This window comes from Rhizobium grahamii, from assembly GCF_009498215.1.
Taxonomy (GTDB): domain Bacteria; phylum Pseudomonadota; class Alphaproteobacteria; order Rhizobiales; family Rhizobiaceae; genus Rhizobium; species Rhizobium grahamii_A.
The window spans coordinates 1787837-1812548 of record NZ_CP043499.1; the positions used below are offsets into that span (position 1 = coordinate 1787837).

A 24712-nucleotide genomic window follows, 5' to 3' on the forward strand; every position below is an offset into this window, starting at 1 on the left:
GTCGCCAAGCGTCGCCTTTATCGCCGCCAGACAACCTACCTCGTCGGCATTTTGTCGAACGTCGGCAGAGCCGGGTCTATGTGATCCCAAAGATATCCGGCGGCAGTCCAGGATACCAGTTGCGGCTTGTAGCGAGCTGGGTCGTCAAGGCTTGCCGGCGTGACGATGAACACATCGGGCATGGTGGGAAATGTCAGGTAGACGGACGAGCCGCAGACCGGGCAGAAGGCGCGCCGCTTCACGGTTCCTCCGTCACCCACGGTCTGCCAATGCGTTGCCTCGCCTTCGACCTTGACCTCGGCCGCGACGAAGGTCAGGTGCGACTGATGGCCGGTTCCGCTGTCGCGTTGGCACTGGCGGCACTGGCAATCAAGCATGATGGCCGGATCGCCTGCGATCTCGTATCGGATCGCGCCACAAGCGCAACCACCAGCATAAGACATGCTCATGTCGTTCTCCCGTCGTTCAATGGAATGTTGTCGAAGACGCCTCTTCGGCGATCACCGTGTCGAGCTTCTTGACGACCTTCTTCCAGCCCTCGCTCATGTTCTGATAGGCTGTGTCGTTCGTCGGACGTTGGAAACCGGAGTGAATAAGACGCAGACGCGTCCCTGTCTCTAGGCTGGAAAGAATGAAGGTGACCACCGTTTCCAGCTTCGAACCGTACCCCTCATTTCCCGCGTGGCCGCCCCTCCATGCGTATGAAAGTCGCTCGTTTTCCACGACCTCGAGTACCTCGCAATGAATGGTGCCGTCCCATTCACCCGCGGGTCGGGTTTGAAAGGTGAACTGACTGCCAACCACGGGCTTGAAGCCGTTTGGCGCCATCAACCACCGACCGATCAGGTCGCCGTTTGTCAGTGTCTTCCAGACAACCTCTCGAGAATGCGAAAAGACCTCATCGACGACAATCGCTTGTCTGTCCTGGCTTGCGGTGTCGGTCATGGGTCGATTTCCTTCAGCAGGTTTCTCAGGTCGGCGAAACGATCACGCCAGAAGACGCCATAGTGCGACATCCAGTCGGCCAACGGCGCGAGCCCACCTGGTTGAGCGCGATAGTAGACATTGCGACCTTCCGGGCGTTCGCTGACGAGCCCCGCCTTTTTCAGAGACTTCAGGTGCTGCGAAATGGCGCCCTGGGTCACGTTGCTGCCGCGGGTCAATTCAACGACGGTAATTTCGCCGGTATTGGCGATGCGCTCGAATACAGCCCGCCGGGTCGGATCGGCGAGGGCGCGGATGACAGTCGTCAGGTCTTCAGGTTCAATCATGAAGAAATGATAGTCATCACTAATCAATTAGTCAATGCTATTTGATTTTTGCTCGCCCGCTCGCGCCGACGGTATGTATCTTCAGTACCCCCCGATCTGACCATACCTGGCACTTCGACCGCCGATTCCTTCGGTTGAACAAACGCTACCTTCCCTGTGACAAGGTGAAGCTCGCGTCACCGGCAATAGTTATTATCTGCGACCTTGCGACGGAGACTTAAATTCGTTTACTGCCTTAGCACGATCACCGGACAAGCAGCGACGTCGAGGCCCCCATGTCAAAACGGAAGACAACGATTGCCATCAACGGTTTTGGCAGGATCGGCCGATCCATTCTGCGGATCCTGCTGAGCGGCCAGCGCGACCTCGACCTGGTGCTGATCAACGATGTCGCGCCATTGGAGAGCTGTGCCTATCTCTTTCAGTATGACAGCGTGTTCGGCGCTTGGCCGGACGACGTGGTGGCTGACAATGGCGTCTTGCAAGTCGGCTCGCGTCGCATTCCATTTCACGGTGCGCGCGATATTCGCGATCTGAATCTCGAAGGCGTCGATGTGTTTCTGGAGTGCACCGGCCAGCCCTACACACGGGAATTCGTGTCCCGGGCGATCGAGGCCGGGGCGAAGCGGGTTCTCATCTCCGGACCCGCGGAGGCAGCGGATGTCACGGTCGTACTGGGTGCGAACGAGGCTGTTATTGATACGCAGACGATCATCTCGAATGCCTCATGCACGACTAACGCACTGGCACCAATCCTCAAGGTGATCGACGAAGCCTATGGCGTTGTCGGTGGACAGATGACCACCGTTCACTGTTACACGGGGAGCCAGCCGACCGTCGATCAGCCGCGCGATGATTTCGCGAGAAGCCGGGCTGCCGCGCTTTCGATGGTTCCGACCAGCACCAGCGCACACAAGCTGCTCGGCAAGGTGCTGCCCGGCCTTGCTGGCAAGATCGAGGCGCGCGCGATCCGCGTTCCAACGGCGAGCGTATCCGCCATCGACCTGACCGTGTCGCTCGATCGTGCTCCGACACTCAATGAAGCCCGAGAACACCTGCGCGATGCAGTAAAGCTATCGGCGGTACTTGGATGGATTGAGAAGCCGCTGGTCTCCGTCGACCTGCGCGCTCGGTCCGAATCCCTGGTCATCTCCGGGCCAGAGGTTTCGGTATCTCCCGGCGGGCTTCTGCGCGTATTCGGATGGTACGACAACGAGTGGGGCTTCGCGAACAGGATGCTTGATATGGCGATGCTTCTGGGCGGGAAAATCCCGCCGCGCTAGCCTCCGAGCGCGACCGCGATTGCCACCAACACCAATCCGAGGCAGGTCATCGTGATGCCTGCGTGAAACGGCCGGCCTCCCGAGGAGTTCGCCCACGCATAGCCGGTGATGAACAGCAGGATTATCAGGAACAAGTTGCTGACCCTCAAGGCCAGATCCGGATTGCCGATGAAAAGGAAAGGGATCACTGCAGGCACGGCGGTAGCGGTGACCAGGCAGAAGATAACCAGCGCGGCCAGCATATCGGCTTTTGACAGTGGGGCGTTCGCAGGGTCAGCTCGCTTCGCCAGCATAAGAAGCGCTCGATAGAGCGCATCGGTATCGCCGGCCTTCGGAGACAGCGGCATTTCATCGACGGGAAACTCTTTTGCGATCACGGCAAGTGCTGTGGTTTCGTTCTTCGCGGCCTTGATCTGCCGAAAGAGGCGCACGCGCCGACTCCTGTAGAAGGTGGTGCCGAGAATGAAGAGAATTGCATCGATGATACCCCAGGCGAGGTTGCAGCCGATCGTCGCAATGACCAGTTCGCCGACATCCAAGCCTTCCTGTTTAAAAACGAGCCTGGAGCCGACGGTCCAGGTCAGCGCCATGATCAGTCCAAACAGAACCTCGCCAAGCGCGTCGCCGGGATCGATGATTTCGGAAATGTCGTCGAGCAACGTTGGTTTCATCTACAAAATCCCAATGCCGATATCAGGTTCGAAACAACTCGACTCGATCGTGCGCCAACTCCGCGCATTGGTCATTGATCCTACGCGGGGAGCGCGCCCGCCCCGATTGCCAGAACCGTCGGCGGTGGGGCACGCAGATTTCTATCCGGAAGGTCCCATGATATAGTTCGAATAATGGCGATGTCCGCCATTGGGTTATGTGCACTGGGGCTTGTCCAATGAGCGAAGTCGACGTGCTTTTTGCCACCCTGCGCCAGGCGGCAGACCCGCAGACGGTTGATCGTATCGAGAGCGTGGTCATGTCCGGTGCGGATCGCGATCTCAACCGCATAAATGCGCTTGCCTTCGCGGACGCGCACCAACTCGATCAGGAAAAGACCATTGCAGCGCTTCTGCATGCAGCGCGCATAGGGGCCTTCGAGATGACCTGGAACGTCCTATGTCCGGGATGCGGTGGCGTCCTCGACACCGGCGCGACCCTCAAGGGCGTTGATCGCGAGACCTATCATTGCGCGCTATGCGCGGCCGGATACGAGCCGACCCTGGACGAGATGGTCGAGGTCACCTTCACGGTCAGCCCGAGAGTGCGCAGGATTGAGGCTCACGACCCCGATCGCCTCTCCCCGATCGAATACTATCGCCAGATCTTCTTCAGCTCCGGAGTCGATCTGCCGGAAGATTTCGAAGCGAAATTCTCCCGAAGCCTTTTGGAGTTGATCGAACTGGCCCCAGGAGAAAAGGCGTTCCTTTCTCTGCAATTGCCGGCGCAATTTGTCATCATCTTCGACGCAGTGACGCACTCGGCGCGGTTCCTCGATGTGAAGGGTGATGCTACGAGCGAGCGCCAGAACCTTTCGATGGTCATCAGTCAGGGGCACGCGGTAAATGAGACACTTGAATTGCGTCCAGGCCTGCTCCGGCTGACGCTCGAGAACCACACCGATCGCAGGGTGGTGCCGAACGTCTGCGTCGCGGGAGATGACCTTCATGAAATACTGGGCCGCAGGAGGCCCTTTCTGACAGCCAAGCGCCTACTGACCAACCAGAGCTTTCGGGACATCTATCGCACCGACACGCTCGACGTTGATCAGCGCCTCAAGATCACGAGCCTGACCTTCCTGTTCACAGACCTGAGGGGCTCGACCGCTCTTTATGAGCGAGTCGGAGATCTCGCCGCATTTGATCTCGTACGCGCGCATTTCAGGGTTCTTCACGAGATTGTCGCCGCCGAGGCGGGAGCGGTCGTCAAGACCATAGGCGACGCCGTGATGGCGACCTTCCCGACACCTGATCGCGCGGTGGCGGCGGCGCTGAGGATGCGCGAAGCGATGCTTCGGCTGAATACCGAACACGGCAGCGACGATCTCCTTTTGAAGATCGGCATTCACGAGGGACCTTGCCTCGCGGTCAACCTGAACGATCGGCAGGACTACTTCGGGCAGACGGTGAACATTGCCTCCCGCGTACAAGGCCTTGCCGATCCCAATGTGATTATGACCACGGAGGCGATCGTCGGGGACGCCCACGTTTCAGAGATCCTCCGGCACAGCGGCATTGCTTCGGTGTCCCGCATGGAAGAGCTTCAGGGCATAGCGCGGGAAGTCAGGATCTTCGCCCTGTCGTGAAGCGGCCTGCCGGGGCATTTCTGCAGGCGACCTCTCAGTTCAAAGAGGCCTGCCGTCTCGCGCAGCTCCAGACGGCGGATCATTCCTTCACTGACACTTTGGCATCATCTGCGATGAGGTAGCGGTTCCGGCCATCATGGAACTTGACCCCGGCGTTGCCGTCGTCGTCGACTTCGTACCGTTGCTTGTCATGCCGTTGCAATCGGGCGTTTCTCTGCCCATGCCGTTGCCGGTCCCGGAGGGGCCTCGCGTGGCGGGATTGGCGGTCTTGGGGTCGAATGGAGTGCTTCCCCGCTATTCGTGCCGTTGGGTGATAGCGTGTTACCAGTGCCGGCATCTGTTCCGGTCCCAATGCCACCGGACGCTCTGGCGCCGATCGCGCCGCCTCCCGAACTACCGGCACCCGCTGTGCCGCCGCCTCCGCTGGATGATTGTGCCACCGCAGCCGTAGCGAGGCCGATGGATAGGATAGATGTCGCGATGAGTTTCAAGAGCATGGGAAACCTCCTTGATGCCTTGTTGGTCATCGGTCACAACCTGAGCATTTCGAGCAAGTTCCCCTCAGTCGCAGATATGTGATCACGGACTCCCTCATTCGCCGGCACTCCATTCCGTTCTGAGCACGGCGGAGCGGCTCAGATCTGAAGGTGCAGGTCGCCGCCGTCAGCGGGCACCGCGCTGCAGATCAGTACCTCGCTGTCCTCCACTGGATAGCTGGGCTCCGAAGGGTAACTGACGCTTCCTTTAGTAATGGGTACGCGGCACTCGCCGCAATTTCCGGCACGGCAGCCGTATGATGGTGAAAGCCCGCGTGCCTCCGCGAGTTCCAGCAGCGAGCCGTCACCCGGCTTCCAGCTCGCCTCTTTGGCCGACTGGGTAAAGATGACCCGCGTCGGTGCGGACGCTGCGGGCTTTGCTCCCGCACGCGGTGCCGTAGCTTCTTGGCCATCGCGCTTGAAGGTCGATGGGCCGAATGCCTCGGCGTGAATGCGCTCCTCCGAGACATCAAGTCCTCTCAGCCCATCATGGATTCCCTGCATGAAGGATGATGGTCCGCACAAATAGAAGTCATAATCGCCGAAGGGCAAATACTGCTTCAGCAGTTCCACATTGATGCGCCCGGCGACATCGTAGGCTCCTTCGTCGCCCGCGGCCGGCGCACTGAGCACGCGTATATCGCGCACGGTGCCCCGGCTTCGTTCGACCAGTTCCTCGATCTCGCGATCGAACGGTCGCTCGGCAGCGCTGCGCGACGACCTGAAAAGCCAGACCGGGCGGCGATGGCGGGTCCTGTCGCCTTCGTGCACGATATGGCGTAGCATCGACAGCAACGGTGTTATGCCAATGCCAGCGGCAAGCAGGACAGCGGGCCGCTTCCGCTCCATCGCTTCGATCGTGAAGTTTCCGGCTGGCGCAAGCGCTTCGATTTCGTCGCCCGGCCGCAGGCTATGCAGCAGCTGTGAGCCTCTTCCCTCCTTCTTGATGCTCAGTCGATATTGGTGATCGGCCGGCGCGCTGGAAATGGTGTAGCTACGCCTGATGTGGCCTGCGCCATCGACGATCCTGATCGGAAGATGCTGCCCGGCGCGATGCGGAACGAGTGCTTCTGCATCCGTTGGCGCGAGATGAAGAGAACGGACCGTCGCGCTTTCGTCGACGGTGCGCTCGACACGAAAACGCCTCCAGGTGTTCGCCGTCGTAACTGCCTTCAGGCGGCGCTGAGCTTCCTCCCAGCTACCGGTCATCAGGCTGCTCGGTGAAAATCCGTTCTCCGCGAACGTCCACCGCAGCGGCAGTGCGTCGGGTCTCAGGACAACTCTGTCAGGCATTACCCGCCACAGACGTTCGGCGCCTTCAAAGGCGGCAATCTCGGGGGAATCGAGGATAAGCTCCACCCGACCAGTCAACTGAAGTACGTCGCCCGTTTCATCATCGATGAACAGCAGCCCTGCGCGGGGATTGACCACGAAGTTGCCGAGCGTGCTGAAGAACAGATTGCCGTTGAAGTCCGGTATGGTCAGCCCTCCATCAGCGTCGACACGAACGAAGCCCGGCTTGCCGCCGCGATGCGAGACATCCACCTGCCGTCCGTCATCATCGCGGTCTGCGTAGGATGCGACAAAGAACGTATCGGATGTCGCGATGATCCGGCGTGCGTCATCCGTCAAACGGTCCGTTATCACGGGTATTGAAGTCGGCTGTTTCGCCGGATCGCGCACAAAGGCAAAGTGGCGGTTCTGGATGTAGCGCGGGCAGTTGCCGAAGCTCTGGCCGACAACAACGCTGAAGCCATTGTCGCTGTCGCGCCTGATTGTGCCATTCAGCCGGTTGCGTCGCCGGGTAACAAGGTCGACGCCAACGAGACCGATCGGATCGCCGTCTTCCATCCCCCGATCCGCCGGGTCGCCCGGATCGCGCCGAGCGTCGATGGCCAAGGTCAGGGGATCAGGGGAATGAAGGAAACCCGGCTCGCCGGCCCGTATCGTTGCCCAGGGCGCACCATCCGGATCAACGGCTCCGATGATGATGAAGGGCAACAAGGGATAGAATTCGCGATGCTGGTCGAGCAGGAAATTGCGCAACACCTTGCGCCCGACGGGATCCATCTGGTCGGCAACGCCCAGTCGCCGCTGCAACTCCAGTTCACCTTCATGCCACGGTGAAAAGTTGGATTTGACGCCATCAAGCATTAACGCCTCCTGTGAAAAGCAAGGCAGCCGGAAGGACCGGCCGCATCAATGTCGTTAGGCCGCGAGCCCGGCAGGCGTGGTGGTAAACTCGACAAAGCCAGGCAAAGCTTCGATACGCGCCAGCCAATGGCGCACCTCGGGGTACGGCTTCAGATCCACATTCCCTTCGGGCGCGTTGGCGATGTAGCTGTAGAGCGCAACGTCGGCGATGGTCGGCCGATCGCCAACGATGAAACGGTGCTCTGTGAGCTCGCTTTCGATCAGCTTGAGAATCCGGTGCGCGCGGGCGATCACCTCGTCTGCGCGAAAGTCGGCGCCGAAGACCGTAATGAGGCGCGCGGCGCAGGGGCCGTAGGCGATCTCACCAGCAGCGACCGAAAGCCATTTTTGAACCTTTGCAATCGTCGGCAGATCATCGGGCAGCCAATCCTTCCGATTGAGCTTCGTGGCGACGTAAACCAGGATCGCATTGGAATCGTTCACCACCACGCCCTCGTCTTCGAGGACCGGAACCTGGCCGAATGGATTGAGCTTCAGGTAGTCGGGTGCTTTGTGACCGCCATTTGGAATATCGACCTCCACTAGGTCTGCTTTCACGCCAAGCAGCGACAGGAAGAGGACGGCGCGGTGCGCGTGGCCCGATAGCGGATAGTGATAAAGTTTCATCGCGAGTTCCTTTGCGGCGATTGAGATCATCGGCCCGAAGACCTGCACGCAAAGTAGTTGTTTCCAATTTTCTGTAGTAGGCTTCTATTTCGATAGGCATCCTCTCGATTTATGGAATGAAGATATGGATCGTCTCGACGCTATGAGCGTCTTTCTGGCGGTGGTGGACAATGGCAGCCTGTCTGCCGCCGCGCGGGCACTGCGGTCGCCGCTTCCGACGGTTAGCCGCAAGATTGCCGAGCTTGAAGCCCACATTGGCGTCCGATTGATAACGCGGACCAGCCGAAGGATTCTGCTGACGGAAGCGGGGGAAGGTTATGTCGGCGCTGCACGCGAGATATTGGGTCGCGTCGAGGAGGCGGAGCGTCGCGCCTCGGGCGAGTATCTGGCCCCGAAGGGCGATCTGACGATGACGGCGCCGATCGTCTTCGGCCGCCTGCACATCCTGCCGGTGATCACCGAATTCCTGAAAGCGTTTCCTGATATCAATATGCGGCTCACGATGAGTGACCGCTCAGTCAGCCTTGCAGATGAGCACATCGATGTCGCACTCCGCATCAGCGATCTCTCGGAAAACAACCTGATCGCCACCAGGCTCGGCTCCATTCGGCGTATTGTCTATGCCAGCCCCGACTATCTGAAACGCCATCGGCGACCGGTTCATCCTCATGAACTTGCGAGCCACGACTGCGTGGCTTTCGAGGGCATATTGTCGGCGCAGTCCTGGACTTTCAGGGAAGGGAAACAGGACATTTCAGTGTCCGTGCGCCCGCGGCTGTCGGTGAACACGGCCGAGGCGGCCGTCGACGCGGCCGTCGCTGGATTGGGCGTTACAAGAGTGATGTCGTATCAGGCCAAGCGCGCGGTCGAGGATGGCCTCCTGATTCCGCTGCTGGAGGAGTTCGAACAACCCCCGTCACCGGTCCATCTTGTACACATTTCGCAGGGAGTTCTGCCGTTGAAGCTCAGGGCATTCCTCGATTTCGCAGCGCCACGTCTGCGCACTGTCCTGCGATAGAAGTTCTGTTGGTCGCTTCAGGCGTTCGTCTAATGACACTATTTGAGCATCGTTGTCAGGGAAGCCGGCCGCTTTGGAGCACGTGCTCGACGCCGCTTCGGACGTGCCTGTGGACGACCGCACGCGCGCCGTCGATATCGCGTTTAAGCGCAAGTTCGAACAGCAGCTTGTGGTCGTCGACGACGGCTTGTCCTCGAAAGCTGCGCGCGAGCATATGGTAGCGAAGAAAGCGGTCGAAGACCGACGAGAGGGTCGCCATCAAGGTTGCGGAATTGCAGGCGGAGACGATTGCCTGGTGGAATTCCCAGTCGTATCGAACCCAATCCATGGTGCGCGACGCATCACCGGCCAACAGTTTTCTCTCTGCGGCCGTGAGCTTGTGATAGGCGGCGACGATCCGGCCCTCCCATTCGAGATTGCCGGCGACGAAGGACAGGCCGATCGCGTGGGACTCGAGGACCGTTCGGAGATCGGCCAGTTCAGCAAGCTCCTGGCGTGACGCCGGACTTACCTCGAAGCCGCGCTGTCCTTCGGCCACGACGAGGTTTTCGGTCGTCAGTCGGCTCAGTATCTCCCGCAATGATGAAATACTGATCGAGTAGCGCTCCTTTGCCTGTTCGAGCTTGATCTTGGCGCCCGGGGCAAGGACGCCTGCGATGATGTCCTGCCGGATCTGTCGGAAGACGACATCACTCACGGTCTCGGCAGGTGCGCTCAACGGCTTCAGCATGACATTTCCCGATCCCTGTAAAGGTGGAGCACCATTCTTCTCAGGGGAGCGGTCCCTTGGCCAGTGCGTGCTCCACTCCGCCCTGGATATGCGCGACCAATATCATCTTCGCAGTCTCGCCATCGCGCTTGAGGGCCGCGTCGAGCAGATGCTGGTGTTCCTGTGCGGCGACCGCGCCACGATAGGAGAGCGCTACCATCTGATAGCGCAGGTATTTGTCGAAGACGGCCGCGTGTGCCTCCATCAGCAGCTTTGAGCCGCAGGCCGAAATCAACGCCTGATGAAATTCCCAGTCGTACCGCTTCCATTCTTCCGCGTGGCTGGTGTCACCCGACGCCATCGCTTGCTCCATGCGTGCCAGCTTGTAGTGCGCGGACACAAGCCGCGCTTCCCACTCCATCTCGCCGCGGGCAAACGACTGCTCGAGCGCATGAGTCTCCAGAAGCAGGCGCAGCTCGGCTATCTCCTTCAAATCCGCAACGGACATGGGGGAGACCTCGAAACCGCGCTGGCCCTCGGCGACGACAAGGCCCTCCGATGACAGCCGGTTGAGTATCTCGCGCAGAGTACTGATGCTCGTGTCGTATGCCGTCTTCAGGTTATCGAGTTTCAATTTCTGGCCTGGCGGCAGACGGCCAAAAAGAATGTCGGCCCGAATCCTGCGATAGCTGCTTTCTGCAATGGTTTCGGTGGATGTTTCCTGGGGCAATGAGATTCTCTTTGAGATTTGGCTTTTTATCATATGCTGCCATTGATCTTCCCACGCAAGCGTTGATCGACGATGGGGCGCTCAACGGCCCGTCCAATGGTCGTCAGTCGTGGCCAAACGTGAGACATCGATCGAGAAACTGCTTCCTCTCCCAGGCGCGGGATCATACGCGCGCGGGGCGGCGGCGTAGGCTTTATCGACACCGCCAGCCAATCAGGTTGGACGGCTAGCTGTTATTTGATCTTCTTGCGCGCTTCTTGCTCACTTCAAAGACGGCGTCGACGAAGCTCTTGCTCATATCGAAATGCAATTTGATCGCCGGAAGACTTTCCCGCTGCGACAAACGCTCTTCCGCAGTCGGGTGCTGGAGATCACCGGACGGCCGTGCGTCACGATCAAGGTCGCCCCAGCTGTGTCGACGTGCGGTCATATGCTCCCCTTCAAGTCTCATCGAGGTGTCGCAGAATCGAGGCGACAATCGAAATAAAGTACCATACGGTACGATTATTTTGAATACCTTAGATCTAGTAGGGAAATTGTCCGTCGGAGGTAGCTAATCCGCACGACTTCGGCATCAACCGCGTGCAGCCCAGGAAAGTCCGCGTTGCAGTATTCGCCGCATGTGGGGGTTCTCGAACTCGGCGGCGACATGTCCCAGTGCCGAGTAGAACACGCGACCTGTGCCAAACTGACGTTTGAACGCAACCGGCATCGTCACATTGCGGCACGCGGGATCATGCTCTCCGCTGAAGAGCGTCGTCGCCAGGATGTCGATCGAAGGATCAAAGTGAAGGTAATATTGCTCGGACCGGTAATCGAAATCCGGGATGTCAGCCACAACAGGATCGTGAGGCTTGGTCACGTTGACGCGGAAATCGATGATGTTGCCGGGATGCGAAACCCATGTGACCCCACAGAGATAGCGAAACGGTGCGCTTTCCTTGAAAGACGTGGCGAGTGAGCCGTGGTGGCCGCCCAATCCCAGCCCGTTTCGCACGGACTCGACAAGTGCGTCCGCGTGGGGCTTTTCAAGCTTCTCTCCCGTGATGATGGGGACGAGAAGGTCTGCTTCGGCGACCGCTCGCCAGCCAAAGATCGCGAGATCATCCGTCACCTGGACGTCGAAATCCTCCTCGCGCAGCAACGCGGCAACTGCCCTCGCACACTCCTCCGGTTCGTGGCCCTGCCATCCGCCCCAAACGATGATCGCCTTTCGCAAAACTGCCTCCCGCTATTCCTCGGCCATGTCCTACACAATAGGGCAGCAAAGCTCCAGATCGACATTCAGGCCTTTGCAACTGGAAAGCGACAGGGGCGGTCACGCAAATGACCGCCCGATCGTTCTCGCTTTAGGGCCGAGCGTGAATCGGTTCCGCGCGATGCCAGTTTTCGAGGATCCGACCGTCCGTGTGGCTCTGCTTCGCCCAACGGATGCCGTTCGAGATGACCTTGTGCACGGTCGCGTCGTGGTAGATCGGATAGGTCTCGTGGCCGGGGCTGAAGAAGAAGATGCGACCGCGACCGCGCTGCCACGTGCAGCCGCTGCGGAACACTTCGCCGCCGGAATACCAGGAGATGAAAACCAGTTCGTCGGGTTGCGGAATGTCGAAGGGCTCGCCGTACATTTCGGACGCGTTCACTTCGAAGAACGGCGGCAATCCCTCGGCGATCGGGTGTGCCGGGTTGACCACCCAGACGCGCTCGAGATCGCCCTGCGGCGTTTCGCGCCAGGAGAGATTGGCGTTTGTCCCCATCAGTCGCCGAAACAGCTTGGAGTGATGCCCCGAATGCAGGACCACAAGGCCCATACCTTTGAGCACGCGCTGCTGTATCCGATCGATCAGACCGTCGCTGACCTCTTCATGAGCCATGTGCCCCCACCACAGCAGGACGTCGGTGTCATTGAGAAGAGAATCCGGGAGCCCCTCGTGGGGATCGTCGAGCGTGCCGCGACGGATTTCGAAGTCCGGGTTGGCGATACCGGCTGCGATCGCGCCGTCGATACGGTCCGGGTAGATCTCCTGGACCTCCTTGTGCAGCTGCTCGTGACGGCCTTCGTTCCAGATGGTGACCTTGATTGTCATGGTATCCTCGATGTTATGAAACTTGTGCCGAACGGATGACCCGGCCGGCGGAATCGAACAGGTGGCAGGCGGATGTATCCGCCGTTAGCGAGACGCGATCGCCGGTCTGAGCGCGATGTCGCCTTCGGCGCGGACGACGATTGGCTGCTCCTGCGAGCCGACGGTCATGTAGGTCTCGACCCCCAGACGCTCGACGATCATGACCTCTGCGGATAGATCGCCCTGGCCTCCCGTGGTGATCTTCAGGTGCTCCGGACGGATGCCGAGTGTCGCCTGGCCCGGCGGAACAGCCCCATCGGCGTCGGGCAGGTCGAGGTTCAAGCCAAGCGGGCTTTGGGCATGGAGCCTGCCGGCAACCGGCTTCGTGATCGACACCGGAATGGTGTTCATCTTTGGAGAGCCGATGAAGGTGGCGACGAACTCGTTGTCTGGCTGATGGTAGAGCGCCATCGGCGCCCCCTGCTGTGCAACAACACCCTTGTTGAGGACGACGATGCGGTCAGCCATCGTCATCGCCTCGACCTGATCATGCGTCACATAAACGACCGTTGCCTTTAGCTCGCGGTGCAGGCGCTGCAGTTCGGCGCGCATCTGAACGCGAAGGGCGGAATCGAGATTGGAGAGCGGTTCGTCAAAAAGGATCAGCGACGGCTTCTTGATGATTGCGCGACCGATAGCAACGCGCTGCCGCTGCCCGCCTGACAGGGCCGCCGGACGACGGTCGAGATAGTCGGTCAGCTGCAGGATCTCGGCTACCGCTTCCACTTGCCGGCGGATCTCCGTTTCTGGCACCTTCTTCAGGCTGAGCGAGAAGCCGATATTCTCGGCGACCGTCATATGTGGATAGAGGGCATAGGACTGGAATACCATCGCGATTCCGCGCTTGTCTGGCGGGACGTCGTTGATGCGTTTTCCGTTGAGAATGAGATCGCCATCGTCGATGCCCTCAAGGCCCGCGATCATCCGCAGCAGGGTGGACTTTCCGCAGCCGGATGGTCCAACGAATACCGCGAACTCGCCGTCTTCCACAGTGATATCAACGCCCTTGATGACCTCCAATGCACCGTAAAATTTGCGAACGTTCCTGAGATTAATCATCGTGTAGCTCTTTCTGGTGTCAGCCTTTGACGCCGCCGGCAAATGTCTGCACGAGGAAGCGACGCGCAAAGCCGAAGGCGACGACTGCCGGCAGGAGATAGATAAAGGCGAGTGCGGCAAGCAGGCCGTAGTCGATCTCGTTGATGCGAAGGAATGCGCGGAACAGGCCAAGTGGCAGGGTCTGCAATTCCGGAGAGGAGAGAAAGATCAACGGCAGCAGGAAGTCACCCCAGGCGGACATGAAGGCAAACAGCCCGGCGGCAGCAAGACCCGGCAATGCCAGCGGAATGAGAACGCGACGAATGCGTTGAACCAGGGTCGCGCCGTCCATAAGTGCCGCTTCCTCGTAGTCGCGCGGAAGGCCGTCGAAGAACGTCTTCATGATCCAGAGCGCCAATGGCAGCTGCATCGTCGCGAGCACGAGGATCAGGCCGAGATAGCCGTCGATGAAGCCGGTCCAGCGCATGATGGGCCGTGCGTACTCGCCGAAGATCGGCCGGAGGATAGCGCCTTCGGCATTGTTCAACGTCAGCAGGAACTTATAGAGCGGCACGACCAGCGCGGTCGGCGGCAGGACGCGGATCAACAGGATCGCATAGAGGAACGGCAGTTTCCACCAGGCCCGGGTGCGCGACAGAGCATACCCGCCAAGGCCTGCCAGCACCATCACCAGAACCGTGGCGCCGCCGACGACGAAGAGCGAATTGAACAGCCATTTCGCTCCGTCTTCCTTGGTAAAGACACGGATGTAGTTGGCGAGCGTCCATTGCTCGGGCCAGCGAAGAAAGAGCTGGGCGTTGCCGTCCAACGAGGCGAGAAGTACCCAGAAGAAAGGAACCGCACAAAAGATCGAGATCAGCGACAGCGTTGCATAGGCAAGCAGGTCCGATCGCGTCTTGTTGGCGTTTTCGCTTGGGGAGATCACCGTCATCTCAGACCTCCACTTTCATGGCGCGGACATAGCCGATGCCGAGCACAAGCGAGATCAGCAGCGCGACCACGGCCACTGCGGCGCCGTAGCCAAGCTGGAACGCCGTAAAGGATTGATTGTAAATGTAGATGCTGACGAGTTCCGTCGCTCCGCCCGGCCCGCCGCGGGTGAGGGCGTAGACGAGGCCGAAGACCGCTATGGTCGAGACTGCCGAGATCAGCATGTAGAGAAGAATGGTCGGCATCATCAGCGGCAGGGTGATCCGGCGAAACATCTGCGATGGCGTCGCGCCGTCCATGCGCGCGGCTTCGTAGATTTCGGTGGGAATGGTGCTGAGCCCTGCGGTCAGCAGGATCATGGCGGTGGCAATTCCGCGCCAGATGTTGACGATGATGATCATCGACAGCGGAAAGACCTGCAACCAGTCGGCGGGCGTTACCCCAAAGAAGCTGACGATGCGGCTGAGCGTTGCCTGCTCTCCGCCGGCCAGCATCGAAATCCACATGAAGCCAGCGACCACCTCGGGCGCGGCATTCGGGAGAAGAATGATCGAGGAGAAGAGGCGCCGGAAATGAATGCGGCGGCGAAGCGCCATCGCCGAAACGAGGCCGAGCACGAACTGCCCGATGACAGCCGATCCAACGACGAACAGGAATGTGACAAGCAAAGCGTTCCAGAACTTCGCATCGTTCAACAGTCGCGCATAGTTCCGGATACCGACGAAGCGCGGCCGCAAGGCCGCGGCCCCGGTCAATGCTTCGTTGGTGAAGCTCAGATAGACCGAGTAAAGCGCGGGATAGATCACGAAGGCCAAAAGCAGCGCAAGCGAAGGCAACAGGATCAAAAGAAGCTGTCGTTCAGTGCGCCTTTCGTGGACGTTTAGGGCCATGGAAAGCTCTGCTACTCGTTCGAACGGAAATTTGGAGACGCGGATCGGGCCGCGTCTCCTGGCGGTGAGTAAGAGGAGGCTTACTTCACAACCTCGTCGCCGAGGGTTTCCTTGACGTAGTCGACAAGGATCTTCTGTGCGCCGGCAGCGTCGGTTTCCTTGCGCAGCAGCGCTTCCGTGGCGCGGGCGACACCTTCGGCAACGGTGCCGAAGCCGGACGCCTGCTTGAGGAATGTGCCGTTCTCGGCCGCAGCATGGATCGGAACAAGTTCCGTCAGCTTCTGGAAGTCGGCGTTCTTAGCCGCATCCTTGCTCGCCGGAATGTTGCCGATGCGGGCTGCATAGGAAACCTGCGTTTCGACGGAACCGATTTCCATCAAGGCTTTCTTGGCGAGCTCGACATTGGCCGACTTGGCGTTAACCGCCCACGGGGCTGCAAGGTTGGCAAGGACATACTGGCCGCCGTTCTGACCGGGAACGGTCCAAGTGCCGACAACCTTCGTTAACTCAGGAATCGGATTCTTGCTCTCACGGCCCCAGTCGAAGATGTAGCACCAGGATCCGCAGGTGGTGGCAGCGAGCTTGCCGGAAGGGAACATCTGGTACTTCGGCACGACCCATGGCTCCGGTCCGAGCAGCGGCTGCGTCGGCATGAGGTCGTTGTCGATCAGTTGCTTGTAGACGTCGAAGGCATCCTTCACGCCCTCGCCATTCAGATCGAGCTTGCCATCAGCATCGACGAGCTGCGGCGTCTTCGAACCGACGATCAGGTGCTGGAAGCCCTCGTCGAAGGCGCCGCTTCCCCAGGAAACGCCGGCCGGGAAAAGCAGTCCGTAGGCGCCGGTCTTCTTCTTGATTTCAGCGGCGCGATCGAGAAGTTCCTTCCAGCTCTTTGGCTGTTCCGTCGAGATGCCAGCTTTATCGAGAACATCCTTGCGGTAATAGATTTCCTGGATGCCGAGCATGAACGGCATCACATAGGTCTCACCGTCGGGGCTGACTGCCAGCTTTTTGGCGACATCATAGAAATTGGCATAGCCGTCCCAGGCTTTGATTTCCTTGGTGACAGGGGTGAGGTAACCAGCCTCGACCATATCGGCGACGGCCGCGGTCGTGGGGATGGAGAACAGGTCCGGCGCGTTGCCGGCGCCGAGTTCGGTCAAGAGCTTGGTCAGGTAGTCCTTGTCCGGTGCGGGGTATTCGACGACCTCGACGGTCACGCCGTATTTCTTCTCGATCTTCTCGACCGTCGCCTTCATGGCGTCGATGCCGGCCTGACCGTGATTGGCAATTCGGATTGTCTCAGCATGCGCCAGCGTCGAAACGGCGCTGAGCAGAATGGCGCACAGGCCACCAATGACCGTCTTCTTCAACGGAAGTCCTCCCTTTTGGTTCGCGGCGCCCTCCAGCACCACGATGAAAAATGTACACGTATTCCATTCGCAGGCAAGTCTGTTTTCAGAGATTGCTGTTGCAGGCCATAATTCATTGATTTTATGTGATTTAATAAATCTTGTCTTTGCTGTCTCGTTTGTGTAACCGTTTACATAGTGCATTTCGGGAGGATTTTTCATGTCAGGGAAACTGCGGCTTGGCGTCATCGGCGCAGGCTTGAAGGCGGCTGAGTATGCGGCGAGCTGGGCGCTCATGCCCGAGATCGAATTCGTCGCGCTCGCCGACACGATCCCTTCCTCCCGCCAGCGCCTGATCGATGTGTGCGTTGCGGCTGGGGCCGCAGAGCCGCGCAGCTTCGATGACTACCGGGAGATGCTGGCGACTTGCCGTGATGATCTGGACATCGTTTACGTCTCCACGCCGCACGCTTTTCATGGAGAGCAGGCAACGGCGGTCGCGGAAGCCGGGCTCGACCTTTTCCTTGAGAAGCCTATGGTGACGACGGTTGCTGAGGCGGAACGGCTGATCGCGGCGCAGAAGAAGAGCGGCGTCACCGTTGTAACTGCATTCCAGGGCGGTCTTTCGCCCCTGGTGATCGATACCCGCAGGCGCGCGCTAACCGGCGAGTTCGGGGATCTGATCGCAATCTCCGGAATGATCTGGGAAAGCTGGTCCGGGAACTACGACGGTCATTGGAAGCAGCAGCCGGAGATTTCGGGCGGCGGATTCATGTTCGATACGGGCGCGCACCTGATGAACACCGTCTGCCTGCTCGCGAATTCGGATTTTGAGAGCGTGTCGGCGTATATGAACAATCATGGCAAGAAGGTCGACATCGCTACGGCCGTTTCCGCCCGCCTGAAGAACGGCGCGCTGGCGACGCTGACGGCTGCCGGCGAAGGTCCTCCCGGTTGTGCCTCCTACATCACTTTTTTCTATTCGAAGGCAATCGTTCGCATCGATGCCTGGGGCGGATGGCGGGAGATCAGCGTCGGGCGCAATGCCGAACCGCGCGAAGAGGCGGAAATTCTCGGAAATCCGATGAAAAACTTCCTCGCCATTCGCGCCGGGGCGATTGAGAACACCGGCTCCGTTGAAATGGGCCTGCGATTCGCTAGGCTCTGGGACGCAATCAAGGAATCGGCTGCGGCAGACGGGGCGCCCGTCAGGATCGTCGCGCCATAGGCGTGGAATGCTGGAAATGAACAAGCGACGGATCACCTCGAAGGAACTGGCAAAGCTCGCCGGGGTGTCGTCTGCCACGATCTCGCGGGCCTTCTCGCCCGACTCCAGGATCGGAAGCGCGACCCGCGATCGGATACTGGCCGTTGCTCGTGAATATGGCTACCAGCCGAATGCGATTGCGCGCTCGCTCAACAATCAGCGGTCGCGGCTCGTGGCGCTGGTCGTCAACGCAATCGGCAATCCGTGCGAAGCGGAGGAGCAGCAGCTTCTGGTTCATCGGCTGCAGGAAAGGCAGCTTCTGCCGATCATTCTGTGCTGCGCCGATCACGACGACCGGCTGCAACTGATGCGGCTTGCCTCAACCTACCAAGTCGATCACGTCGTCGTCTTCTCCGACATGGTATCGATGCAGGATGCGGTCGATATATTTCATACGACAAAGCCGATCATCGTTTCCTTCGAACCGCTCGATAATGAAAAGGTCTCCAGCATCCGCATAGACGGATCGGCGGCTGCCGACGAGATCATCGACAAGATCGTCGGTGATGGAAAGAAGCGCTTCGCCTATCTATCAGGAACAAAATCCAGCTGGATCGACAAGCTCAGGCGCAAGTGGTTTGCCGATGCCCTCGCAAAGCGAGGGCTCGCCCTGCAGGCGGAGGCGTTCGGCGACTACAGCTACGACTCCGGTTTCAAGGAGGCTGTGCTGCTGCTTCACCGCGCCAAGGTCGATGCCATCATTTGCGGCAATGACGTCATGGCGATCGGTGCGCGGGACGCGGCCCGGCGCGTGCTTGGCAAGAACACGCCTGATGATATTGCCATTGTTGGCCAGGATGGGATCGCGATGGCTGCCTGGGACTGCAACGATCTGACGACGCTCAGCCTCGATCATGTCGCTTTCATCGATGCGGTTGTGGAGCTTATCGAGCGTCACGATGCCGAACTGGAAGGTCCGCACAGCATCACCCTGACCTGCACGGCGCGATGGGGCTCAACGGCCTAGAAATAGCTGCCTGTTTCCGGTCGCGAAGGGAACTGCGTTGCACGCACACGAAGGCATCGGGCGGCGAGACTCAATATCCCGCCGCGCCGGCCGTGCTAGTTCGGCTGGGCGCCAAGCGCGTAAAGGATGCCGCGAAGCTCCGCCAGGCCGCGTAGGCGGCCGATCGCCGGATAGCCCGGTGTGACGGTCTTGTTGAGATCATCGAGCATCCGATGGCCGTGATCGGAGCGGAACACGATGGTCTGGTCCGCCGCACGCCGGCTATCCTCGGCGACGAGCTCCTTCAGAACGGCGACCATATCGACGTCGCCCTCGAGGTGCGCGCTTTCGTGGAAACTACGCCCATCTCCCTCGCGCTTGGTGGCCCGCAAATGCGCGAAATGAATACGCGATGCGAAGCGGCGGGCGATCGCCGGGAGGTCGTTGTCGGCGCGGACACCAAGGCTGCCGGTGCAATAGCACATGCCGTTTGCTTCAGAGGGGACAGCGTCGAAGAGGGCCGCATAATCATCGGCAGTCGATGCGATGCGCGGCAGACCGAAGAGCGAGCGCGGCGGGTCGTCCGGATGCAGTGTCAGCTTCACACCGCGTGCTTCGGCGGCGGGTGTCACGGCCTCCAGGAACTCGATGAGGTGTTGTCGCAGTTTCGCGGCGTCGATGCCCTCGTAAGCCGCGAGCTTTTCGCGAAATTGCGGGATCGTCAGCGGCTCGGTCGTTGAGCCCGGCAGGGCAGAGGTGATGTTTCGGGTAATGTCGGCGATCTCGTCCTCGCCCATCGCCTTGAATACCTCGGCGGCACGGGACCGGTCTGCCTCGGAATATTGCTGCTCGGCCCCTGCGCGCTGGAGCACGAAGAGGTCGAAGGCGGCGAATTTCTCGTGATCGAAACGCATGGCGGTCGAGCCGGTATCGATGACGTAGTCGAGCTCTGTGCGTGTCCAGTCTACGACGGGCATGAAGTTGTAGCAGACGATCGGGATTCCGCAGGCAGCAACAGCTTCGAGGCTAGCGATCCAGCTCTCGATTTCGGCTTTTGCCCGTCCGCCATTACGCTTCACGGCATCGGGGATCGGGATGCTCTCGACGACCGACCAGGTCAGGCTCGAGCGACCGGGCGGCGTTGTTTCGATCAGGGCCTGCCGTTCGCGGACTTCGGCCTCGGTCCAAGCGCGGCCGATCGGCACCTGGTGCAGCGACGAAACGATGTTGGTCGCTCCAGTCTGGCGCACCTCGTCAAGCGTCACGGGTGCTTGCGGCCCGAACCATCTCCAACCTTGGCGCATCTGTTCCTCCTTGGTGTCTTGTCGTTGCTGCCGATAGTTCAGCAGAAATAGTCTGGATATTGGGTGCGAAGCTCGGCGACATCCGGAATGACGGCGCTGAGGTGATGCATCATCGCCGCGCGTGCGGCTTCCCTATCATGGCCCGCGATGGCGTCGCGAATAAGCCCGTGCTCGTGTACGACATTGTCCATGCGGCCGAGGACCGGCAATGTCAGACGGCGAGCCCTGTCGATCTGTACCTTTACGGTCCGGAGGATCGTCCAGATGCCGGGATATCCGGCAATGCCTGATATCGCTTCATGGAAGGCTTCATCCTCTTCATGAAATGCCGATGTGTCGCCAAGTGCGGCCAGCGATCTCTGCCGCGAAATGATCGCATCCAGGCGCCCGATGTCGGCTGGTGTGGCGATCTCGGCAGCGCGCTCGACGGTGGTACCTTCCAGCGACTTGCGAACGACCACGGCCTCCGGGATTGCTGAGACCGGCACGCGTGACACCACCGTTCCTGATTGTGGGTAGATATCGACAAGTCCGCCTTCGGAAAGACGCAACAACGCTTCGCGGACTGGCGTGCGGCTGACATTGAACTCTTCCGCGATCCGCTTTTCCTGAAGCGGCATGCCGGGCGGCATCCGCAGTGCCAGGATATCCGCGTAGAGCCGGTCGAAAATTGCATCTGCAGTTGTCACGCGGCGCAGCTTCGCTGGCCTTTCGGCTTCGGAAGCCATGGCGACCGGAACGGAAACAACTGCTGCCTGCATTGGGGGTCCTGAAGTTGACTTGCTCGTGCATACTAGTATATCAATTTATTGCGACTGCCAAGGCGCACCGGGGAGGAACGGTGTTTTTGGCAATCATTTCAGGAGGTTTCACACAATTTGAGACGAGGTTCCGGTCCTGCGACGACCGGGCCGGGAAGCCCGGATTTCTGTATCTGGCGCGTCCGGCAACAAGAGGAGGAGAAACAGAATGAAAGTTACCCGCAGAACATTTGTCGGCACCGCCGCTGGCGCGGCCGTTGCTACCATGCTGCCGCTCAAGGTCTTTGCGCAGGCCAAGAAGCCCGCAAGCCCAGTCACCATCACGATCGCAGATGTCGCCGGCAACCTGGCGCTGACGCAGGGCATGTTCGAAGCCTATGCCGCGGAAAAGGCAGACTGGGTTTCCAGCTTCGCGTTCACAAAGGCGCCGGCACCGGAACTGCCCGGCAAGATCAAGGCGCAGCAGGCGGCCGGCAAGGTTGATATTGATCTCGTTCTGACAGGCACCGATGCGCTTTCGGCTGGTCTCGACCAAGGCCTCTGGATCGATCTGGCGGCACACAAGTCCGAACTCCCGAACCTCGAGCAGGTGCTGCAGCCGCAGGCCTTCAAGATGCAGGCGCTGGCGAAGGATCAGGGTGTCGTCATCACCTATTATCCCTCCGGGCCCCTCATCGAATACATGCCCGACAAGGTGCCGACACCGCCGAAATCCGCTCAGGAACTGCTGGAATGGGCGAAGGCGAACAAGAACCGTTTCATCTATGCCCGACCGGCAAATTCCGGCCCCGGCCGTACGTTCCTCATGGGTCTTCCCTACCTCCTCGGCGATAGCGATCCGCGTGATCCGGCCAAGGGCTGGGCAAAGACCTGGGACTACCTCGCCGCGCTTGGCGAACATATCGAGTATTATCCGACCGGTACCGGCCAGGTGATGAAAGAACTGGGCGAAGGCACGCGCGACATCGTCGTCTCCACAACGGGCTGGGACATCAACCCGCGTGCTCTTGGCATTGTTCCGGCGGAAGCGAAGGTACAGAAGCTCGACGGTTTCCATTGGGTTACCGACGCTCATTATGCTGTGATCCCGAAGGGCGTTTCGGATGAGAAGATCGGCGTGCTGATCGACGTTCTCAATTACATTCTGCAGCCCAAGCAGCAGGCGATCGCCTACGACGCCGGCTATTTCTATCCAGGCCCCGCCGTCAAGGACGTCACCCTGGAGATGGCGCCACAGGAAAGCCAGGACACGATCAAGGAATTCGGCAGGCCGGAATATGCCGATTGGATAGCCAACAATCCGCTGGAAGTGCCGCTGGAGCCGAAGCAGCTGGTCGAAGCCTTCCGCATCTGGGACGAAAAGATCGGCGCAAAGAAAGGCTGATCGAGCGAAGCAAGTCGGCCCGGGATAGCCTTTCGGGCCGGCCACATCATGCTGCAGATGGAGATTGGTTTGACCTCGGTTTCGAATGCCCCCGCACCGATGCGCAAGAACGCACGCCTCGAACTCGACGGAATGCGTCGAGCATTCGGCGCATTCAACGCCCTGAACGGTATCGATCTGGCGATCGAGCCGGGAGAATTCGTGGCCCTGCTCGGTCCGTCTGGCTGCGGCAAGTCCACCGCGCTGAACTGCATCGCCGGCCTGCTGGGGCTGACGGGCGGCGAAATTCGTCTCGGCGGCACGCGCATCGATCAGCTTGAACCAGAGCGCCGTGGTTTCGGCATGGTCTTTCAGAGCTATGCGCTTTTTCCGCACATGAGTGTTCGCAAGAATGTTGGGTTCGGCCTTGCCATGCAGGGCATCAAGGGTCCGGAAGCCGATCAGCGCATCCGCGATGCGCTGGCGCTGGTGCGTCTGGAAAGCCAGGCGGACAAGCTGCCCGGCCAGCTTTCCGGCGGCCAGCAACAACGCGTGGCGATCGCGCGCGCCATCGTCATCCGGCCGCCGATCGTGCTGATGGACGAGCCGCTTTCCAACCTCGATGCCAAATTGCGGCTGGAGATGCGCGCTGAAATTCGTGGCATCCATGACCAGATCGGCTCCACCACCATTTACGTCACCCATGACCAGGATGAGGCGCTGTCGCTCGCCGACCGTATCGTGGTCATGAGCCAAGGACACATCGAGCAGATTGGAACACCGCAGGATCTCTACCAGCGGCCCGTCAACGTCGAGGTCGCAGACTTCATGGGTTTCCGAACTCGCGTTGCCGGCCGCATTACTCGCGTCTCGAACGACGAAGCTGAAATCGAGGTCGCCGGCGCAAGGCTCTCCGGCACAATGCGGTCGCCGCTGACGGTTGGCGATGCGGCGGTCTTGTCTGTCCGCCCGGAAGATCTCGTGGCATCGGGCAGCGAGGGCATTGCCGCGACTGTCATCAGCATGGAGTATCGCGGGCGCGCCTTCTTCGGCATGGCACGGGCTGTCGATGGTTCCGAACTCTACTTCCGCGCAGATGAACCGCTGCCCCGCGGTGCACCGACCAGGCTGCAGCCAGTCGCCGGCCGGGCGCTGATCTTTGCGGGAACGACCGGATGAGCGGGCCGTCGCTGCAAACACGGCTTGCCGCGCGTGGTCTCGACGGCACCACGCTCCTGCTGCTACCCGGGCTGATCTTCATGCTCGCGCTCTTCGTCTACCCCTTCCTTTATGGGGTGGCCGACTCCTTGCTGCCGAAAGAGGGGGCCTGGTACGCGAACTATGCAAAATTCTTCAGCGATCCGTTCCAGTACCGGACCATTGCCGCGACCATGTGGCTGGCCTTGCCGGTGACCGTCATGAATCTCGCCTTCGCGGTGCCGGTTGCGCTTCGCGTTCGCCTGATGCGCAGGCAGCGATTGCTTACCACCATTCTCGTGCTGCCGATCACTCTCGGCACGGTCTTTGTCGCCGACGGGCTTCTGACGTTTCTCGGGCCGCGTGGCTGGTTCAACCACACACTGCTGATGCTCGGCATTCTCGACAATCCTGTGAAGCTGACCAACAACTATTGGGGCGTCTTCGCCTCGTTGTTGATCACCGGCTTTCCCTTCGCCTTCCTGCTGACGTTGTCCTACGTGACCGGCATCGACCCGGCCATCGAGCAGGCGGCGGCGACCTTGGGGGCCGGGCCACGGCAGAGGTTCTTCCGCGTCTTCCTGCCGCTCCTGGTTCCGGGGCTTGCCGTCACGTTCTGCCTTGCCTTCGTACAGGCCTTTGCCGTGTTTCCCTCTGCAGTCCTCCTAGGGGCACCAGCCGGACCGACGCGAGTCATCTCGATTGCGGCCTATCAGGCTGCCTTCGAGCAGTATGACCATTCGCTCGGCTCCGCGATCGCGCTCATCATGGGCGGCGTGGAGCTCGTTGTCGTGCTGGCGGTCCTCGGTATGCGCTCCCTCTTTTACCGCGGCCCGGCCGGCGGCACGAAAGGCTAG

The 24712-nt window shown here is 60.1% G+C and carries 24 protein-coding genes and 1 pseudogene; 8 read left to right on the forward strand and 17 right to left on the reverse strand.

Features of this window, described 5'->3' with window-relative positions; translation table 11 throughout:
* Positions 1-35 precede the first annotated feature (35 nt).
* From FZ934_RS26915 to FZ934_RS26925, 3 genes are read right to left on the reverse strand one after another with little or no spacing between them, the layout of a single operon-like run.
* The gene (locus FZ934_RS26915) at positions 36-449 is read right to left on the reverse strand and encodes a GFA family protein (protein WP_153273822.1); all 414 of its coding nucleotides are present in this window, start codon (positions 447-449) and stop codon (positions 36-38) included.
* 16 nt (positions 450-465) lie between these two features.
* Complete coding sequence (locus FZ934_RS26920; RefSeq protein WP_153273823.1) at positions 466-945, reverse strand: SRPBCC family protein; 480 nt, start codon at positions 943-945, stop codon at positions 466-468.
* Positions 942-1271: an ArsR/SmtB family transcription factor gene (locus FZ934_RS26925; protein ID WP_153273824.1), complete on the reverse strand. Its 330-nt coding sequence runs from the start codon at positions 1269-1271 to the stop codon at positions 942-944. Before FZ934_RS26925 ends, FZ934_RS26920 begins: the two co-directional genes overlap by 4 nt.
* Positions 1272-1546: 275 nt before the next feature.
* On the opposite strand from FZ934_RS26925, the gene FZ934_RS26930 reads away from it, so the two are divergent.
* Entirely contained in the window at positions 1547-2554 is a 1008-nt protein-coding gene (locus FZ934_RS26930; protein WP_153273825.1) for a type I glyceraldehyde-3-phosphate dehydrogenase, read from the forward strand.
* Here FZ934_RS26930 and FZ934_RS26935 read toward each other — a convergent pair.
* On the reverse strand, positions 2551-3225 hold the full coding sequence (locus FZ934_RS26935; protein WP_153273826.1) for a VIT1/CCC1 transporter family protein: 675 nt from the start codon (positions 3223-3225) through the stop codon (positions 2551-2553). The genes FZ934_RS26930 and FZ934_RS26935 overlap by 4 nt on opposite strands.
* Positions 3226-3443: 218 nt before the next feature.
* Here FZ934_RS26935 and FZ934_RS26940 point away from each other — a divergent pair, with 218 nt between their 5' ends.
* Positions 3444-4850: an adenylate/guanylate cyclase domain-containing protein gene (locus FZ934_RS26940; RefSeq protein WP_153273827.1), complete on the forward strand. Its 1407-nt coding sequence runs from the start codon at positions 3444-3446 to the stop codon at positions 4848-4850.
* A gap of 635 nt (positions 4851-5485) precedes the next feature.
* Here FZ934_RS26940 and FZ934_RS26945 read toward each other — a convergent pair.
* Complete coding sequence (locus FZ934_RS26945) at positions 5486-7540, reverse strand: pyridoxamine 5'-phosphate oxidase family protein (protein WP_153273828.1); 2055 nt, start codon at positions 7538-7540, stop codon at positions 5486-5488.
* A gap of 54 nt (positions 7541-7594) precedes the next feature.
* Positions 7595-8206, reverse strand: a complete 612-nt coding sequence (locus tag FZ934_RS26950) for a glutathione S-transferase family protein (RefSeq protein ID WP_153273829.1) — start codon at positions 8204-8206, stop codon at positions 7595-7597.
* A gap of 124 nt (positions 8207-8330) precedes the next feature.
* On the opposite strand from FZ934_RS26950, the gene FZ934_RS26955 reads away from it, so the two are divergent.
* Positions 8331-9224 carry a LysR family transcriptional regulator gene (locus FZ934_RS26955; RefSeq protein WP_153273830.1) on the forward strand — a complete coding sequence of 298 codons (894 nt, stop codon included), beginning with the start codon at positions 8331-8333 and terminating at the stop codon, positions 9222-9224.
* Between the two features lie 55 nt (positions 9225-9279).
* Here FZ934_RS26955 and FZ934_RS26960 read toward each other — a convergent pair whose 3' ends face one another.
* The 9 genes and pseudogenes from FZ934_RS26960 to FZ934_RS27000 form a co-directional block, all read right to left on the reverse strand.
* Entirely contained in the window at positions 9280-9954 is a 675-nt protein-coding gene (locus FZ934_RS26960) for a GntR family transcriptional regulator (RefSeq protein WP_153273831.1), read from the reverse strand.
* Positions 9955-9994: 40 nt separating this feature from the next.
* Positions 9995-10663 carry a GntR family transcriptional regulator gene (locus FZ934_RS26965; protein ID WP_432443649.1) on the reverse strand — a complete coding sequence of 223 codons (669 nt, stop codon included), beginning with the start codon at positions 10661-10663 and terminating at the stop codon, positions 9995-9997.
* A 226-nt stretch (positions 10664-10889) separates the two neighbouring features.
* Positions 10890-11093 carry a hypothetical protein gene (locus tag FZ934_RS26970; RefSeq protein WP_153273833.1) on the reverse strand — a complete coding sequence of 68 codons (204 nt, stop codon included), beginning with the start codon at positions 11091-11093 and terminating at the stop codon, positions 10890-10892.
* Between the two features lie 144 nt (positions 11094-11237).
* The gene (locus FZ934_RS26975; RefSeq protein WP_153273834.1) at positions 11238-11882 is read right to left on the reverse strand and encodes a ThuA domain-containing protein; all 645 of its coding nucleotides are present in this window, start codon (positions 11880-11882) and stop codon (positions 11238-11240) included.
* Positions 11883-12012: 130 nt separating this feature from the next.
* A complete protein-coding gene (locus FZ934_RS26980) occupies positions 12013-12747 on the reverse strand; it encodes a ThuA domain-containing protein (RefSeq protein ID WP_113362338.1) in 735 nt (244 codons plus the stop codon).
* A 13-nt stretch (positions 12748-12760) separates the two neighbouring features.
* A pseudogene (locus tag FZ934_RS26985) lies at positions 12761-13845 on the reverse strand (ABC transporter ATP-binding protein).
* A gap of 19 nt (positions 13846-13864) precedes the next feature.
* A complete protein-coding gene (locus FZ934_RS26990; RefSeq protein WP_153273835.1) occupies positions 13865-14776 on the reverse strand; it encodes a carbohydrate ABC transporter permease in 912 nt (303 codons plus the stop codon).
* Position 14777: 1 nt separating this feature from the next.
* Positions 14778-15665, reverse strand: a complete 888-nt coding sequence (locus FZ934_RS26995; protein WP_153273836.1) for a carbohydrate ABC transporter permease — start codon at positions 15663-15665, stop codon at positions 14778-14780.
* A gap of 80 nt (positions 15666-15745) precedes the next feature.
* A complete protein-coding gene (locus FZ934_RS27000; RefSeq protein WP_153273837.1) occupies positions 15746-17038 on the reverse strand; it encodes an ABC transporter substrate-binding protein in 1293 nt (430 codons plus the stop codon).
* A 199-nt stretch (positions 17039-17237) separates the two neighbouring features.
* On the opposite strand from FZ934_RS27000, the gene FZ934_RS27005 reads away from it, so the two are divergent.
* Positions 17238-18245, forward strand: coding sequence for a Gfo/Idh/MocA family protein (locus FZ934_RS27005; protein ID WP_153273838.1), 1008 nt, complete (start codon positions 17238-17240; stop codon positions 18243-18245).
* A 7-nt stretch (positions 18246-18252) separates the two neighbouring features.
* A complete protein-coding gene (locus FZ934_RS27010; RefSeq protein WP_153273839.1) occupies positions 18253-19251 on the forward strand; it encodes a LacI family DNA-binding transcriptional regulator in 999 nt (332 codons plus the stop codon).
* Between the two features lie 95 nt (positions 19252-19346).
* Here the strand turns inward: FZ934_RS27010 and uxuA are convergent, their stop codons facing one another.
* A complete protein-coding gene (uxuA, locus tag FZ934_RS27015; protein WP_153273840.1) occupies positions 19347-20534 on the reverse strand; it encodes a mannonate dehydratase in 1188 nt (395 codons plus the stop codon).
* Between the two features lie 38 nt (positions 20535-20572).
* Positions 20573-21295 (reverse strand): GntR family transcriptional regulator, encoded by a 723-nt coding sequence (locus FZ934_RS27020; RefSeq protein ID WP_153273841.1) that lies wholly within the window; start codon positions 21293-21295, stop codon positions 20573-20575.
* 208 nt (positions 21296-21503) lie between these two features.
* Between FZ934_RS27020 and FZ934_RS27025 the strand changes: the two genes are divergently transcribed.
* From FZ934_RS27025 to FZ934_RS27035, 3 genes are read left to right on the forward strand one after another with little or no spacing between them, the layout of a single operon-like run.
* Entirely contained in the window at positions 21504-22679 is a 1176-nt protein-coding gene (locus FZ934_RS27025) for an extracellular solute-binding protein (RefSeq protein WP_153273842.1), read from the forward strand.
* A gap of 57 nt (positions 22680-22736) precedes the next feature.
* A complete protein-coding gene (locus FZ934_RS27030) occupies positions 22737-23837 on the forward strand; it encodes an ABC transporter ATP-binding protein (protein WP_153274063.1) in 1101 nt (366 codons plus the stop codon).
* On the forward strand, positions 23834-24712 hold the full coding sequence (locus FZ934_RS27035; RefSeq protein WP_153273843.1) for an ABC transporter permease: 879 nt from the start codon (positions 23834-23836) through the stop codon (positions 24710-24712). The genes FZ934_RS27030 and FZ934_RS27035 overlap by 4 nt, the downstream gene beginning before the upstream one ends.